Genomic DNA, 13,836 nt, shown 5'->3' with positions numbered 1-13,836 from the left:
CCGGGGCGGTCGCCGTCAGGGCGCGGCGGCCTCCGCGTAGGGCGTGCCGGCCAGCGCCGCCCGCAGGCCCGCCGTCCCCCGATCGATGATTGCCAGGAAGGCGGCATTCGCCGCCTCCGTCCGCCGCGTCGCCCCGAACGTCCGGTGCGCCCGGAGGAAGGCCACGCTCCAGGTCGCCAGGAGCAGGCCGGCCGCCAGATCGGCGTCGGGATCCTCCGGCCCGCGCCCGACGGACTCGGCGAGCGCGACCCGCAGCACGGCCGCGAGTTCGTCCCGGATCGCCCGGGCCCGGGCCTTGAGCGTCTCGCTCTCCGCCGCCGTCGCCACGAAGGCGCCGCTGCGCGCGGAGAAGTCCACGACCGGGTTCCGGCCCGTCACCAGCCGGTGCGCCAGCTGGCGGAGCGTCTCGACCGGCGCGACCCGGGGATCGCGCTGCCGCAGGGTCTCGCGCAGGAGGTCGCGGCCCTCCTCGTCGCGGTCGTAGAACATGTCCTCCTTGCGGGGGAAATGGTTGAACACGGTCATCCGGCCGACATCGGCCGCCGCCGCGATCTCGTCCACCGTCACGGCGTCGAAGCCGCGCTCCAGGAACAGCCGCGTGGCGGCGTCCGAGATGGCCTGCCGCGTGGCGAGGCGCTTGCGGGACCGGCGGTCGGGGGACGTTGACATGCGCCGCCACATACCACATCGATTTATGGACTGAGTATATAAATGGATTGAGTCCATGGATCGGGCGATCGACGTCGTCGTGGCCGGAGCCGGGCCGGTCGGGCTCCTCACCGCCATCGAGCTGACCCTCGGGGGCGCGCGCGTCCGGGTGCTGGAGCGCCTCACCGCGCCGAGCACCACCCTCAAGGCGCTCGGGGTCGGCCCCCTGGGCGTCGAGGCGCTGCAGCGGCGGGGCATGGGCGCGGCGATCGAGGCCGCGGAGGCGCGGAGCCTGGCGGCGATGGACCGGGTGCCGGGGCAGGCCGGCGGCGGCCTGCGCGGCGCGAAGTTCAGCGGCCATTTCGGCTTCCTGTTCATCCGCCGCGACCCGCAGGCGGAGCCGGACCGGCGCATGCGCGCGGTCGATCAGCAGGGCCTCGAAGCCATGCTGATCGACCGCGCCGCGGCGCTCGGGGTCGACCTGCGCCGCGGCTGCACGCTCACGGGCTTCACGGAGGCGGCCGACGGTGTCGAGGTCACCTGGACCGCGCCGGCGGGCGACGGGCGGGTCCGCTGCGCCTATCTCGTCGGCTGCGACGGCGGCCGCAGCGCGGTCCGCAAGATGGCCGGCTTCGCGTTTCCCGGCACGCCGCCGACGCTCACCATGTACCAGGCGATCGCCGATCTCGACGATCCCGCCGGCGCGCTGCCGGTCGGCTGGCACCGCGGGCCGGGGGGCGTCTTCGGCCACGGGCCGTTCCCGCGCCGGCTGTTCATGCTGGATTTCAGCGGCCCGCCGGCCGACCGGCAGGCGCCCGTCACGCGCGACGAGATCGAGACCGTGCTGCGCCGGGTCAGCGGCACGGATGTCCGCGTCGCGGGAGTCGAGGCCGCGAACCGGTGGGCCGACAACACGCGCCTCGTCGACACCTACCGCCGGGGCCGCGTGCTGCTGGCCGGCGACGCGGCGCATGTCCACGCGCCCTTCGGCGGCCAGGGCCTGAGCCTCGGCCTGGGCGACGCCGCCAATCTCGGCTGGAAGCTCGCCGCCGTGCTGCGCGGGGAGATGCCCGAGAGCCTGCTCGACACCTACACGGCCGAGCGGCGCCCGGTGGTCGAGGCCGTCACGGCCAACACCCGCGCCCAGGCGGCGATCCTGCGGCCCGATCCGCAATCGGGCGCGCTGCGCGACCTGATGGCGCGGCTCCTGGAGAGCGACGAGGTCAGCCGGATCCTCGGCAGCCTGATGCGCGGCCTGAGCGCCTGGTACGATCTCGGCTCGGCCGAGGACGCGGTCGGCCGGATGGCCGGCGACGGGCCGCTCGGCCCCGGCGGCGCGACGCTCTACGGGGCGATGCAGGACGGACGGGGCCTTCTCGTCGACGGCAGCGCCGACGGCGCGGCCTCCCGGATGGTCGCCGCGGCCACGGGGCGGGTGACCTGCGTCGCGGTCCCGGAGGGGCCCTCGATGCTGGTCCGTCCCGACGGCTGCATCGCCTGGACGGGCGCGGCGCACGCCCTCGGCGGCCTGCGGGAGGCGGTAAGCCGCTGGTTCGGCCCGTCGCCGGGTGCGCCGCTCGGCGCGCCGGCCCCGATGTGCTAACGGCCCCGGATGCCCCGCTGGCTCTTCATCCTCCTCGCGACCGCCCTCGCGCTCTCGGTCCTCGGCAGCGTGCTGATCGTGCTGCGCAGCCCGAACAGCACCCCGCCCCTGCGGGGCAGCGCCGCCGGCGCCCCGGTGCCGGGCCCGCAGACGCGGCCCGACAGCCGGAGCCCGTGAGGCTCAGGCGGCGACGCCGGCTCCCACCGGGCAGCTGACGCCGGTGCCGCCCAGGCCGCAATAGCCGGCCGGGTTCTTCGCCAGGTACTGCTGGTGGTAGGCCTCCGCGAAGTAGAACTGCTCCAGCGGCCGGATCTCCGTGGTGACGTCGGGAAAGCCGCGCGCCCGGAGCGCCTCCGCGTAGGCGGCGCGCACGGACCGGGCCGCGGCGTCCTGGTCGGGGCCGACGGTGTAGATGCCCGAGCGGTACTGCGTGCCGACATCGTTGCCCTGGCGCATCCCCTGCGTCGGGTCGTGACTCTCGAAGAAGGTCCGCACCACAGCCTCCAGGGGCAGAACCGCCGGATCGAAGGCGACCAGCACCACCTCGTTGTGGCCGGTCCGGCCGGTGCAGACCTCCTCGTAGGTCGGGTTCGGGGTGTAGCCGCCGGCGTAGCCGACGGCCGTCACGAACACCCCCTCGGGCAGCTGCCAGAACCGACGCTCGGCGCCCCAGAAGCAGCCGAGCCCGAGCACGATCGTCCCGGTGCCCGGCGGATAGGGACCCTTGAGCGGGTTGCCGTTGACGACATGCGTCTCGGCGGTCGGGATCGGGGTCGGGCGTCCGGGCAGGGCGTCGGCCGGGGCCGGCATCGCGGGACGCTTGCGAAACAGGAACATCGGCTCGCCTTCCGGTCTCGGGCTCCGGCCCGATATGGAACGGCCGGGACCGCCGGGAAAGCGTTCGGCGCTCCGGCCGCCCTAAATCGAGCCGCGAGACTGGATCTCGCGGGCAAATTCCGGCTTGTTGCCCGGAGAGATACTGGTCGGATGGCCGCCCTGCGCGGCGTTATGAGGGGCTGATCCGGATGGAGACGGGCGGGACCGCCACGAGCCACGTGCCGGACGAGCTGAAGGCGGAGTCGCACCGGGGCGACCCCTTCGCGGCCGCCGTGCGGGCGACCCGGATGCCGATGATCATCACCGATCCGGCCCAGCACGACAATCCGATCGTCTTCGTGAACGACGCGTTCCTGAAGCTGACCGGCTACACCCGGATGGAGGTGGTCGGCCGCAACTGCCGCTTTCTGCAGGGGCCCGACACCGAGGCGGCGGCCGTGGACCGCCTCCGCGCGGCCATCCGGCGGGAGGAGGATATCCGGGTCGACCTCCTCAACTACCGCAAGGACGGCTCGACCTTCCAGAACGCCCTCTATGTCGGGCCGGTGCGGGACGAGGCGGGCCGGGTGGTCTACTTCTTCGCCTCGCAGCTCGACGTCAGCGAGCACTACGCGCTGACCGCCGAGATCGAGCGGCTGAAGGCCGCCCTGGCCGAGGCCGAGGCCAAGCTCGCGGCCCGCTAGGCCGCCCGGAGGATCAGGGCTTCGTCAGGAACCCGATCGGCTCGCGGCCCGGCTGGCCGAGCCAGAGCAGGACCGCGCCGAGCCCGAGGCCGATCAGGGAGGCCGGCGCCAGGGTGAGCGGCAGGCCCAGGATGTGCCAGAGCCAGGGCGCCGCCCCCTCCACGCTGCCCTGCAGGGCGCTGGCCTTGTCCTTGAACAGGATGGCGATCACGTCGGAGAGCGGCGTCACCCGCAGCCCGTTGTTGGCGATGGAGCGGGCGCCGTCGTAGACCAGCGCGACGAAGCCGCCGGCCATCAGCAGGAAGCCCAGGACGCGGGCCAGGAAGCGGAACATCGCGGGGCCTTCTGAGCCTTGCCTTACGGGCCGTGGGGGCCGGAGCGGCGCGCCCGCCCCGGGAGTATGGGGCCGCGCCGCAAGGTGCAAGCGCCCGGGGCGAGCGTCGATCCGCGCGGTTGCCGGGCCCTCGGGCCCGTGCCACAGGGTCGCCCGGCGGCGGCGGGCCGTGCGGGAACGGTCGACTTTGGACGCGCGCGCGACGAATCTCGGCCTCGTGATCTTCGATTGCGACGGCGTCCTGGTGGACAGCGAGCCCCTGAGCCTCGCCTGCCTGACGGCCGGGCTCAACCGGATCGGCGTGGACATCGACTTCGCCACCGTGCGGGCGCGCTTCACCGGCACCGCGATGCCCTCGATCATGGCGCACGTCGCCCGCGATTACGGCGTCACCGCCCCCGACGGCTTCGTCGAGGCGGTGAAGGCCGAGACCCTGGCGCTGTTCGACGCGGACCTGCGGGCGATGCGCGGCGTCGCCGAGGCGGTCGCCGCCGTGGGCCTGCCGGTCTGCGTCGCGTCGAGCAGCGACCCGGTTCGGCTGCGCCACTCCCTGACGCTGACCGGGCTCCTGCCCCTGTTCGGCGACCACGTCTTCTCCTCGGCGCAGGTGGCGCGGGGCAAGCCCTTCCCAGACCTGTTCCTGTTCGCCGCCGAGCGGATGGGCGTCGCCCCGGCGGCCTGCCTCGTGATCGAGGACAGCGTCCCCGGGGTCACGGCGGCCCGGAGTGCCGGCATGCGGGTCGCCGGCTTCACCGGCGGCGGCCACTGGGGACACGACCCGGCGGGCACCGGGCTCGCGGAGGCCGGCGCGGCCCGGATCTTCTCCGACTTCTCCGACCTCGCCGCGGTGATCGCCGCGGCCTGAACGATCCGCCTCCCGGACGCGCGCCCGGAGCCGGCTTCCTGCCAGGCGGGCTCCGAAAATCGGAAGTCCGTTCCGTTGACGGTGCGCGGCGCCGCGCCCATTTTCAGGGGTGCCGGTCCGGCCGAGCCCCTTCGGGCGCTCGACGGGGCCGGCCGCGGTCATTTGAGAAGCGTAGCTTGCGCCGCGTGATCAAACGCTAAAGCACTGCGCCGGCCCCGCGCCGCGCGGTCCTTCAGTCTGGAGGACGTCCGATGGTCACTCGCACATCGTCCCTTCGATCCCTGCCCCCGATCGCCCCCTGCTGCTCCGCCGCCCGCCGGCGCTGTCGACGCTGAGCCCCGTCGAATCTCCGCAGCAGCCAACGCGATCCGGAACGGCGAGAAGCCGGCCCAGGGAGTTCCCAATCCGATGCACAGTCTCGCAGAGTACAAGCCCGAGAACCGTCCCGACCTCGCAGACCCGGTCCTCGGCCCGACCGAGCCCGCCCGGGTGATCGAGATCGGTGAGGTCACCGCCGGGATCGCCGTCCCGGAGGGGCGCGGCGTCCGGTTCTTCTCGTCCGCGCGCGATTTCGACGGGCTCGACGGCGCCGTGTTCCGCACGGCCGAGCAGGCGACACGCGCGGCCCGCGCGCGCATGAGCGCCCGGACGCGATCACCCGCCCGGGCGCACCGGCCCGCGCTGCGGCGGGCCTGACCCGCCCGCTACTTGCTGCACTCGTCGCGGGTGCGCTTCATGGCCTCCGCGAACCCGCCGAGCGCGTACTCGTCGCTCGTCGGGTTCCCGCGCAGCGAGGTGGTCTTGATGATCAGCTTCGGGTTGCGGGCGCTCATCTCGGAGACGACCCGCGCCTCCTCGGCGGGATTCTGCAGCCAGGCATTGCCGTCCTTCACCACGAGGCCGTAGCGGCTGGCGCCGAGGTTGAGGCTCGGGTCGGTCGGCGCGGCCGCGGAGCCGGGCTTGATCTGGGAGGCCGCGGGCTTCGACGGGAAGCCCAGCATCACCGCCACCTCGTTCTGGATGTTCTCGCCCCTGCGCACGCTCACGAACAGGTAGGCGGTGTCGCGCTTCAGGGTCTTGGGCGAGCGCGTCTGCGGCTGCGCGATCGCGTAGCAGAGCTTGTTGCGGCCGTCGCCGTTCACGAACACGTTCCAGTCGCCGAAGATCGCCACCGGCGTGGCCTGCTGCATCCCGGGCGGGGTCGCCGTCTTCTTCTCGGCGCGCTTGCTCCGCTCGCGGCCGTGCCGCCGCCCGCGCCGCGTCGGGGCCGCGTCGCCGCCCCCCGCGTCCTGGGCCGCCGCGTCCTGGGCGTGGGCCGCCGTCGCGACCAGGCAGGTCCCGCCGAGAACGCCCCCAACGAGGCCGGTAACCAGCCCGGAGGCGAGCAGGGCGAGAGCTCCGACCGGGAGCGAGCGGGGGACGCGGACCATCTTCACTTCCTGACGACGGGCGGCTCCGTCAGGAGCCGGACCGGGGTTCGGGATTAGTGAAGCTTGCGTAAAACGTCGGCAAGATGGCGAGGCGGGATCCGTCGACAATCAGACGGCGCGCGCTTCCGTCGCCCGGGCCGCGATGACGCCGGCCGGAACCGGCAGCGGCTCGGCCGCCGGGCCGGCGGGCACCGCGATCGCGTTCGGCTGGGCCGGCGCGGCGCGCTTGCGGGGCGGATCGTTGTAGGGGGTGTTGTAGCCCTTGCGCACGGCGGCCCAGTAGGCCTCGCGCGTCAGGCCCGAACCGGTCAGAGCGGCGTCGATCATCGCCGTGGCGTGCGCCGCGAAATCCGGCACATCCTCCGTGTTCAGCCAACTCTCGACAGGCATCCTGCGAACTCCGATCCAGACGGCGAAGCTTGTAGCTGAGCGGACTTAGCCAGACGGTGAACGCGCGGGCCGGTCGAGGGTTGCAATGCACAATTTTGAAGGGCCCTGTGGATGAGCGGGCGCCGCGATGCGGGCGGAGCGGCCCGCCTCACGCCCGGTGAACGACGCGGGTGAAGCCCTCCGCCGGGGCCGGCGGCACGAAGTAGCGGCTGAACAGGTCGAACTCCGCGTCCGTCACCGTGAAGGGATGGGCACCCGCGGGGTTCCGGAGGCGGAGGCGGGCCTGGCAGACCGCGTCGGGCACGTCGGGACGTGGAGCCGATGGGCGACGCCGGCCGCCTCGAACAGGGTCCGCATCCGGGCCCGGCTGGCGACGGTGTTGGCCGGGAAGTCCAGCACGACCGAGAGGCCGAGGCGCAGCAGCGCCACGAGCCGGGTTCCGAATTCGGCCGCGCCTCGCGGCCCCTGCGCCGTGAACCGGCAGGGTCATGGTCCCACCCTGCCATCCGCCGGGCGCCGCCGCCAAGGGCACCGGTCACCGAGGGCGCCGGTCGCCGAGGGCGCGGCTCAGCCCAGCCGCTCGATCCAGGCCTGCGCCTGGCGCCGGACGTTGTCGGGCGCGGTGCCGCCGTAGCTGGTGCGGCTCGCCACCGAGTTCTCGACCCCCAGCACCGCGTAGACCGCCTCGGTGATCCGCGGCTCCGCCTCCTGCATCTCGGGCAGCGACAGCGCCTCGAGCCCGACCCCCTTGGCCGAGGCGACGCCGACGAGGCGACCGGTGACGTGGTGCGCCTGCCGGAACGGCAGGCCGAGCTCGCGCACCAGCCAGTCGGCGAGGTCGGTGGCGGTGGCGTAGCCGGAGCCGGCGGCCCGGGCGAGCACCTCGGCGTTGGGCTCGAGGTCCTTCACCATGCCGGTCATGGCGGCGAGGCACAGGGACAGGGCCTGGAGGGCGTCGAACGTGCCCTCCTTGTCCTCCTGCATGTCCTTCGAATAGGCGAGCGGCAGGCCCTTCATGACGATGAGCAGGCCGGTGAGCGCGCCGATGATCCGGCCGCTCTTGGCCCGCACCAGCTCGGCGGCGTCGGGATTGCGCTTCTGCGGCATGATCGACGAGCCGGTGGTGAACCCGTCGGACAGCCGCACGAAGTTGAACTGGGCCGAGGTCCAGACCACCAGCTCCTCGGCGAAGCGCGACAGGTGCACGGCGCAGATCGAGGCCGCCGCCAGCGCCTCCAGGGCGAAGTCGCGGTCGGCGACCGAATCGAGCGAGTTGGCGGTCGGCCGGTCGAAGCCGAGGGCCGCTGCGGTGGCGTGCCGGTCGATCGGGAAGGAGGTGCCGGCCAGCGCCGCGGCGCCGAGCGGCGATTCGTTGAGCCGCGCCCGGGCGTCGCGGAACCGGCCGCGGTCGCGGGCCAGCATCTCGACATAGGCGAGGCAATGGTGGCCGAAGGTCACCGGCTGGGCCGATTGCAGATGGGTGAAGCCCGGCATCACCGTGTCGGCATGCTTCAGCGCCTTGTCGGCGAGTGCCCGCTGCAGGTCGGCGGCCTGCTGGTCGAGGGAATCGAGGGTGTCGCGCACCCAGAGCTTCATGTCGGTGGCGACCTGGTCGTTGCGCGAGCGCGCCGTGTGCAGGCGGCCGGCGGCCGGGCCGACGATCTCGGTCAGCCGGCTCTCCACCGACATGTGAATGTCCTCGAGCTCGCGCTTGAACGCGAAGGTCCCGGCCTCGATCTCGTCGCGCACGGACTTGAGCCCGGCCTCGATTGCGGCCACATCCTCCGCCGGCAGGATGCCGGCTTTGCCCAGCATCGCCACATGCGCCAGCGAGCCGCGGATGTCCTGGGGCGCGAGGCGCTTGTCGAATCCGATGGAGGCGTTGATCTCCTCCATGATCTCCGCCGGGCCGCTCGCGAAGCGGCCGCCCCACATCCGGTTGCTCATGTCGATCCTTCCGCGCCCTGAACGCCCCGGCAGGCAAAGCTGATGCCCGGCCGCACACCCATCCTGGCCGGCGCGGGCGTCGCCGCGCTCGCCGTCCTCGGGCTCGCCCTATACGGGAGCGGTCTCCTGCCCGGCAACACGGGCGGCGCCCTCCAGCCCTGCGCCGCCGCCAAGCCGGCTTTGGCCCGGGTCGATGCGGCGTCCAAGGGCGAGGTCGCCGCCATGCAGGCGCTGCCCCAGGCCCGGCCCGCCCCCGAAATCCGGTTCAAGGGCCCGGACGGCGCCGAGACCGGCCTCGCCGACCTCAAGGGCCGGCTGCTCCTCGTCAATCTCTGGGCGACGTGGTGCGCGCCCTGCAAGGCCGAGATGCCCGCCCTCGACCGGCTCCAGGCGCAGCTCGGCGGACCCGACTTCCAGGTCGTCGCCATCAACGTCGACACGCGCAACCTCGAGAAGCCGCCGGAATGGCTGAAGCAGGCGGGCATCCACGACCTCGCCTACTACGCCGATCCCGGCGGCCGCGTGCTGCCGATCCTCCAGCGCGACACGCAGTCGCCCGGCCTGCCGACCACGATGCTGGTCGACGCGCAGGGCTGCACGATCGGGGTGATGAAGGGGCCGGCCGCGTGGTCGAGCCCGGACGGGCTGGCGCTGATCCGCGCGGCCCTGGGACGGACGTCGTAGGGCTTCGAGCGGGACTTCGGCCGGTCCCTTGCGCGTCCCCGCGATGCGCGGCAAGGCCTGCCGCGATGACGTCGCCCACCCCCCACAGCCCCCCGCCGCGGCGCGGCCCGCGCCCCCTCTCGATCATCCGCACGCTGCTCGCCGGCGAGGCGGCGGGCGGGCTGATCCTGATGGCGGCGGCGGCCCTGGCGCTGGTGGTCGCCAACGGCCCGCTGGCCGGGACCTACGCGCACGCCCTCCACGCCGAACTCGGCCCGTTGAGCGTCCAGCACTGGATCAACGACGGCCTGATGGCCGGCTTCTTCCTGCTGGTCGGGCTGGAGATCAAGCGCGAGGCGCTGGACGGGCGGCTGCGCACCTGGCCCGACCGGGTCCTGCCCGGCTTCGCGGCGCTCGGCGGCATGGCGGTTCCGGCCGCGTTCTACGCGCTCGCCAACCTCGGCGCCGGCACCCTGCGGGGCTGGGCTATTCCCGCGGCCACCGACATCGCCTTCGCGCTGGGTGTCCTGGCGCTCCTCGGGTCGCGGGTGCCGGTCTCCCTCAAGATCTTCCTCAGCGCGGTCGCCATCGTCGACGACCTCGGCGCCGTCGTGGTGATCGCGCTGTTCTACAGCTCCGGCCTCGACCTCGCCGCGCTGGGGCTCGCCGCCCTGGTGCTGGCCGGCCTCTACGGCCTCAACCGGGCGGGGATCGGGTGGCTTCCGGCCTACGGGCTCCTCGGCCTCGTGCTCTGGGTCCTCGTGCTGCGCTCCGGAATCCACGCGACGATCGCGGGCGTGCTGCTCGCGCTCACCGTCCCGATCCGGGTCAGCCCGGGCCGGCCGGAGGACGCGCACTCGCCCCTGCACCGGCTGGAGCACGCCCTCGCGCCCTGGATCACCTACGGGGTGGTGCCGGTCTTCGGCTTCGCCAATGCGGGCGTGGACCTCTCCGGCCTCACCCCCGAGGCCCTGCTCCAGCCGGTGACGCTCGGCATCGCGGCGGGCCTGTTCCTGGGCAAGCAGGCCGGCGTGTTCGCGAGCCTGCGGCTGGCGGTGGCGCTGGGATGGGCCAAGCGCCCGGCCGGGGCCGGCTGGGGCCAGGTCTACGGGGTCGCGGTGCTGTGCGGCATCGGCTTCACCATGAGCCTGTTCATCGGCGGCCTCGCCTTCCCGGACCCGCAGCACGAGACCGCCGTGAAGCTCGGCGTGCTCGCGGGCTCGGCCCTGTCGGGACTCGCCGGCGCGGCGATCCTTCTCGTCACGAAGCGCCGCGCCACCCCGCACTAGCGGGCGGCTGTCGGCACCTCTCACACGTGCCGGGCTCCGTCCGGCGCGAAAATGCGCTAGGCCGCGTCGACATGCGCTTCTATCTCGGCCTCGCCACCACCTTCCACGACCCGGCCGTCGCCCTGGTCGGGCCCGACGGCACCCTGCTCTTCGCCGAGGCGGCGGAGCGCGCCCTGCAGTACAAGCGCGCGCCGAACTGCGAGCCGGACCCCCCGGCCGTGATGGCGGCGTTGCTGAAGGCGCACGTCCCGCCGGGCTCCGAGCTCGTCGTCGCCTCCACCTGGGGCCCGCAATTCACCGACTTCCTGCGAGGCCAGGCCGGCGCCGGGGCCTTCGACCTCATGGCGCTCTCGGCCCACACCACGGCGCTCAACCGCTCCTACGTGCCCGAGCAGGCCGAGCGGGTGTTCATCGCCGACCTCCACGGCGCGCAGGAGCGGGCCGGCCACGGCACCCTGCTGGCCCTGAACCAGGAGGCGCGGATCGCCGGCGCGGCGCCCCGGGCGACCGTCGCCGGGCAGCGGCGCTACCCGCACCACCTGTGCCACGCCGCCTACGGCCTGTGGGGCAGCCCGTTCGAGACGGCCACCGCCCTGGTGGTCGACGGCATGGGCGAGACCGGCGCGGCCGCGATCTACCGCCTGGAGGGCGGCCGGATCACGGAGCTGCGCCGTCACCGCGGGCGCGGCTCGCTGGGCTTCCTGTACGGGCTGATCACCGACCTCGCCGGCTTCGACCAGGTGAAGGGCGAGGAGTGGAAGATCATGGGGCTCGCCCCCTACGGCCGTCCCGACCCGGACCTCGCCGCCCTGCTCGGCCGGCTCTGCACGGTCGAGGGCCACCGCCTGCGCTACGCCGACGCGGAGACGATCCGGGCGGTCGCCGCGGAGATCCGCGCCCGCCGCCCCGCGGATGCCCTGGAGGCGGGGTGGGCCGACCTCGCCCGCTGCGGCCAGGACCTGTTCGCGACGCTGATGGACGCGCTGGTGGCGGAGGCCCGCGCGCTGGCGCCGTCCGAGAACCTCGTGATCGCGGGCGGCTGCGGGCTCAACTCCTCCTACAACGGCCGGGTGCTCGGCCGGTCCGGCTTCACCCGGCTGCACGTGCCCTCGGCCCCGGCGGACGACGGCAACGCGGTCGGCGCGGCGTGGCTCGCCTACGCGGAGGACCATCCGGACTGGGCCGGGCCGCCGCCGGCGCAGCGCCCGCTCTCCCCCTATCTGGGCTCCCGGGTCCCGACCGGCGCGATGGAGCGGCTCGCCGAGCAGGAGCCGCGGGCCAAGCGCGTCGGCCACGCGGAGGCGACGCGCGCGGCGGCGCGGATCCTGGCCGAGGGCGGCCTCGTCGGCTGGGTGCAGGGCCGCGCGGAGTTCGGGCCCCGGGCGCTCGGCAACCGGTCGATCCTGGCCGATCCGCGGCCGGAGGGCGCCAAGGACGCGCTCAACGCCAAGGTGAAGTACCGGGAGGCGTTCCGGCCGTTCGCGCCGTCGATCCTGGCGGAGGCCGGGCCGGACTGGTTCGAGGATTACGCCGACAGCCCCTACATGGAGCGCACCCTGGTCTGGCGCGCGGCGGTCCGCGGCCGCGTCCCGGCGGTGGTCCACGCGGACGGCACCGGCCGGCTCCAGAGCGTCACGGCGGAGCGGAATCCGGCCTACGCGGCCCTGATCGGCGCCTTCGCGGAGATCACCGGCGTGCCGATCCTGCTCAACACGAGCTTCAACGTGATGGGCAAGCCGATCCTCCACGGCGCGGAGGACGCGATCCTGATGTTCTACACCACCGGCCTCGACGCCCTCGTGGTCGAGGATTGGCTGGTCGTGAAATGAGACGCGCCGCGCCCCCGGGGGACGCGGCGCCGATTCGATACCCGCGGTAGCGACTTACTCGCAGACCTCGACGCGGCGGTAGGTGAACTCGCCGTCGCCGAGCCACTCCTTGCGGCGCTCGTAGTGGCAGATCGGGCCGCGGCGCTCGCGCACCACGATCGTCTCGGGCTCCTCGACCACGACGCGGCGCGGGCGATACTCCGGCGGCGGCGGCGGGGGCGGCGGGTTCGCGCCGTTGACGAGGGCGCTGCCGACCATGCCGCCGACGACGCCGGCCGCGAGGCCGCCGACGATGGCACCGGTCTGGTCGCGGGCGGCGGCCGGGGCGACCGCCCCGAGCACCAGGGTCGCCGCGAGGGCTGCGGCCCCAGCGCGGATCGTCGTGAAGGAACCGTTCAAGGACACGCGAAACATCTCCCGTTCGTGTTGAGGATGATCCAACACCGGGAGGATTAAGAATCCGCGAAGTGGGCCAATTGAATTGTGTGCCGGATAAGGCGGCCCGCGGTCGCTCCAGCCTGAGGCGGGACGCTGCCGTGGCGACGTCCCGACGCCGGCCGCGTCTCGGATCGGGGACGCTCAGCGGACAGCCCGTCAGAGCAGCCCGTCGAGGGACTCGACCACGACCGTCGGCGCGAGGTCGGCATACTCGTCGGGCAGCCCCTTGCGGTTGACCCAGGCGGTCCGGAAGCCGAAGGCCCCTGCCCCCGCCACGTCCCAGCGGTTCGACGAGCAGAACAGCACGTCGCCCTGCCCCACCGCCAGCCGGGTCAGGGCGATCCGGTAGGCGTCGGGATGGGTCTTGAACACCTGCGCGTCGTCCACCGAGAGGACCGCGTCGAGGTGGTCGGCGAGCCCGGCCGAGGCGACCGCCCGGTCGACCATGGCGGCGTTGCCGTTGGTGAGGACGGCGGTGCGGATGCCGCGCTTGCGCAGGGCCGCCAGCACGCCCGGGACCTCCGGGTAGGCCTCGAGGTCGCGGTAGGCGTCGAGGAGCCGCTCGCGCAGGCCGGGATCGACGTTCGGGTGGATCGCCAGGGCATAGTCGAGGGCCCGCACGGTGAGGTCCCAGAAGGCGGCGTACTGGCCCATCAGCGACAGGGTCCAGCTGTACTCGAGCTGCTTGTTGCGCCAGACCTCGGAGAGGTGGGCGGCGTCCGGCCCCACCGCCTCGGCGTAGCGCTGGACCGCGGCATTCACGTCGAACAGCGTGCCGTAGGCGTCGAACACCGCGGCCTTCACGCCCGCGAGGGGTTTTGCTGCGTCGGTCATGGCGTTCCTCACTGGGTGCTCTCGCCCGATCTGGGGCCGGACCCGC

The 13,836-nt window shown here is 73.7% G+C and carries 17 protein-coding genes; 8 read left to right on the top strand and 9 right to left on the bottom strand.

Annotation, left to right across the window (positions count from 1 at the left end; all coding sequences use genetic code 11):
- Positions 1-15 precede the first annotated feature (15 nt).
- Entirely contained in the window at positions 16-669 is a 654-nt protein-coding gene (locus ME121_RS12105) for a TetR/AcrR family transcriptional regulator (protein WP_029358692.1), read from the bottom strand.
- A 55-nt stretch (positions 670-724) separates the two neighbouring features.
- On the opposite strand from ME121_RS12105, the gene ME121_RS12100 reads away from it, so the two are divergent.
- Both ME121_RS12100 and ME121_RS33580 read left to right on the top strand, forming a co-directional pair.
- Entirely contained in the window at positions 725-2,251 is a 1,527-nt protein-coding gene (locus ME121_RS12100; RefSeq protein ID WP_059408904.1) for an FAD-dependent monooxygenase, read from the top strand.
- Positions 2,252-2,260: 9 nt separating this feature from the next.
- Positions 2,261-2,428: a hypothetical protein gene (locus ME121_RS33580; protein WP_164891351.1), complete on the top strand. Its 168-nt coding sequence runs from the start codon at positions 2,261-2,263 to the stop codon at positions 2,426-2,428.
- A gap of 3 nt (positions 2,429-2,431) precedes the next feature.
- On the opposite strand, the gene msrA is transcribed toward ME121_RS33580, so the two are convergent.
- Positions 2,432-3,088, bottom strand: a complete 657-nt coding sequence (msrA, locus tag ME121_RS12095; RefSeq protein WP_024828755.1) for a peptide-methionine (S)-S-oxide reductase MsrA — start codon at positions 3,086-3,088, stop codon at positions 2,432-2,434.
- 188 nt (positions 3,089-3,276) lie between these two features.
- On the opposite strand from msrA, the gene ME121_RS12090 reads away from it, so the two are divergent.
- Entirely contained in the window at positions 3,277-3,771 is a 495-nt protein-coding gene (locus ME121_RS12090) for a PAS domain-containing protein (RefSeq protein WP_012321430.1), read from the top strand.
- A gap of 13 nt (positions 3,772-3,784) precedes the next feature.
- Here the strand turns inward: ME121_RS12090 and ME121_RS12085 are convergent, their stop codons facing one another.
- Positions 3,785-4,105, bottom strand: a complete 321-nt coding sequence (locus tag ME121_RS12085) for a hypothetical protein (RefSeq protein WP_012321429.1) — start codon at positions 4,103-4,105, stop codon at positions 3,785-3,787.
- Between the two features lie 187 nt (positions 4,106-4,292).
- Here ME121_RS12085 and ME121_RS12080 point away from each other — a divergent pair, with 187 nt between their 5' ends.
- Positions 4,293-4,970: an HAD family hydrolase gene (locus ME121_RS12080; protein ID WP_024828757.1), complete on the top strand. Its 678-nt coding sequence runs from the start codon at positions 4,293-4,295 to the stop codon at positions 4,968-4,970.
- A gap of 408 nt (positions 4,971-5,378) precedes the next feature.
- On the top strand, positions 5,379-5,666 hold the full coding sequence (locus tag ME121_RS12075; RefSeq protein WP_029358695.1) for a hypothetical protein: 288 nt from the start codon (positions 5,379-5,381) through the stop codon (positions 5,664-5,666).
- An 8-nt stretch (positions 5,667-5,674) separates the two neighbouring features.
- On the opposite strand, the gene ME121_RS12070 is transcribed toward ME121_RS12075, so the two are convergent.
- From ME121_RS12070 to argH, 4 genes are all read right to left on the bottom strand, one after another.
- Positions 5,675-6,400 (bottom strand): hypothetical protein, encoded by a 726-nt coding sequence (locus tag ME121_RS12070; RefSeq protein WP_053621371.1) that lies wholly within the window; start codon positions 6,398-6,400, stop codon positions 5,675-5,677.
- A 108-nt stretch (positions 6,401-6,508) separates the two neighbouring features.
- A complete protein-coding gene (locus tag ME121_RS12065) occupies positions 6,509-6,790 on the bottom strand; it encodes a hypothetical protein (RefSeq protein WP_024828759.1) in 282 nt (93 codons plus the stop codon).
- Between the two features lie 234 nt (positions 6,791-7,024).
- Positions 7,025-7,219 (bottom strand): P-loop nucleotide/nucleoside kinase family protein, encoded by a 195-nt coding sequence (locus ME121_RS12060; RefSeq protein WP_029358698.1) that lies wholly within the window; start codon positions 7,217-7,219, stop codon positions 7,025-7,027.
- A 138-nt stretch (positions 7,220-7,357) separates the two neighbouring features.
- Complete coding sequence (gene argH / locus ME121_RS12055) at positions 7,358-8,737, bottom strand: argininosuccinate lyase (RefSeq protein ID WP_012321423.1); 1,380 nt, start codon at positions 8,735-8,737, stop codon at positions 7,358-7,360.
- 42 nt (positions 8,738-8,779) lie between these two features.
- Between argH and tlpA the strand changes: the two genes are divergently transcribed.
- The 3 genes from tlpA to ME121_RS12040 all read left to right on the top strand — a co-directional run bounded on the left by tlpA (position 8,780) and on the right by ME121_RS12040 (position 12,518).
- A complete protein-coding gene (gene tlpA, locus ME121_RS12050; RefSeq protein ID WP_012321422.1) occupies positions 8,780-9,421 on the top strand; it encodes a thiol:disulfide interchange protein TlpA in 642 nt (213 codons plus the stop codon).
- A gap of 65 nt (positions 9,422-9,486) precedes the next feature.
- Complete coding sequence (gene nhaA, locus ME121_RS12045; protein ID WP_059408903.1) at positions 9,487-10,689, top strand: Na+/H+ antiporter NhaA; 1,203 nt, start codon at positions 9,487-9,489, stop codon at positions 10,687-10,689.
- Between the two features lie 71 nt (positions 10,690-10,760).
- Complete coding sequence (locus tag ME121_RS12040; protein WP_029358702.1) at positions 10,761-12,518, top strand: carbamoyltransferase family protein; 1,758 nt, start codon at positions 10,761-10,763, stop codon at positions 12,516-12,518.
- A gap of 54 nt (positions 12,519-12,572) precedes the next feature.
- Here ME121_RS12040 and ME121_RS12035 read toward each other — a convergent pair whose 3' ends face one another.
- Together ME121_RS12035 and ME121_RS12030 are read right to left on the bottom strand one after the other, a co-directional pair.
- Positions 12,573-12,932 carry a hypothetical protein gene (locus ME121_RS12035; protein WP_046154864.1) on the bottom strand — a complete coding sequence of 120 codons (360 nt, stop codon included), beginning with the start codon at positions 12,930-12,932 and terminating at the stop codon, positions 12,573-12,575.
- A gap of 180 nt (positions 12,933-13,112) precedes the next feature.
- Positions 13,113-13,790: a haloacid dehalogenase type II gene (locus ME121_RS12030; RefSeq protein WP_053621375.1), complete on the bottom strand. Its 678-nt coding sequence runs from the start codon at positions 13,788-13,790 to the stop codon at positions 13,113-13,115.
- Between the last annotated feature and the right edge of the window lie 46 nt (positions 13,791-13,836).

Source organism: Methylobacterium sp. ME121 (genome assembly GCF_000974725.1).
GTDB lineage: Bacteria > Pseudomonadota > Alphaproteobacteria > Rhizobiales > Beijerinckiaceae > Methylobacterium > Methylobacterium radiotolerans.
The sequence above is the reverse complement of the archived record's forward strand: the minus strand, read 5'-3'. Positions and strand labels throughout refer to the sequence as shown.

Excerpts from the sequence above, each read along its gene's own strand:
- ME121_RS12105 (WP_029358692.1), bottom strand. The coding sequence starts at position 669 with ATGTCAACGTCCCCCGACCGCCGGTCCCGCAAGCGCCTCGCCACGCGG.
- ME121_RS12100 (WP_059408904.1), top strand. The coding sequence starts at position 725 with ATGGATCGGGCGATCGACGTCGTCGTGGCCGGAGCCGGGCCGGTCGGG.
- ME121_RS33580 (WP_164891351.1), top strand. The coding sequence starts at position 2,261 with ATGCCCCGCTGGCTCTTCATCCTCCTCGCGACCGCCCTCGCGCTCTCG.
- msrA (WP_024828755.1), bottom strand. The coding sequence starts at position 3,088 with ATGTTCCTGTTTCGCAAGCGTCCCGCGATGCCGGCCCCGGCCGACGCC.
- ME121_RS12090 (WP_012321430.1), top strand. The coding sequence starts at position 3,277 with ATGGAGACGGGCGGGACCGCCACGAGCCACGTGCCGGACGAGCTGAAG.
- ME121_RS12085 (WP_012321429.1), bottom strand. The coding sequence starts at position 4,105 with ATGTTCCGCTTCCTGGCCCGCGTCCTGGGCTTCCTGCTGATGGCCGGC.
- ME121_RS12075 (WP_029358695.1), top strand. The coding sequence starts at position 5,379 with ATGCACAGTCTCGCAGAGTACAAGCCCGAGAACCGTCCCGACCTCGCA.
- ME121_RS12070 (WP_053621371.1), bottom strand. The coding sequence starts at position 6,400 with ATGGTCCGCGTCCCCCGCTCGCTCCCGGTCGGAGCTCTCGCCCTGCTC.
- ME121_RS12065 (WP_024828759.1), bottom strand. The coding sequence starts at position 6,790 with ATGCCTGTCGAGAGTTGGCTGAACACGGAGGATGTGCCGGATTTCGCG.
- argH (WP_012321423.1), bottom strand. The coding sequence starts at position 8,737 with ATGAGCAACCGGATGTGGGGCGGCCGCTTCGCGAGCGGCCCGGCGGAG.
- tlpA (WP_012321422.1), top strand. The coding sequence starts at position 8,780 with ATGCCCGGCCGCACACCCATCCTGGCCGGCGCGGGCGTCGCCGCGCTC.
- nhaA (WP_059408903.1), top strand. The coding sequence starts at position 9,487 with ATGACGTCGCCCACCCCCCACAGCCCCCCGCCGCGGCGCGGCCCGCGC.
- ME121_RS12040 (WP_029358702.1), top strand. The coding sequence starts at position 10,761 with ATGCGCTTCTATCTCGGCCTCGCCACCACCTTCCACGACCCGGCCGTC.
- ME121_RS12035 (WP_046154864.1), bottom strand. The coding sequence starts at position 12,932 with ATGTTTCGCGTGTCCTTGAACGGTTCCTTCACGACGATCCGCGCTGGG.
- ME121_RS12030 (WP_053621375.1), bottom strand. The coding sequence starts at position 13,790 with ATGACCGACGCAGCAAAACCCCTCGCGGGCGTGAAGGCCGCGGTGTTC.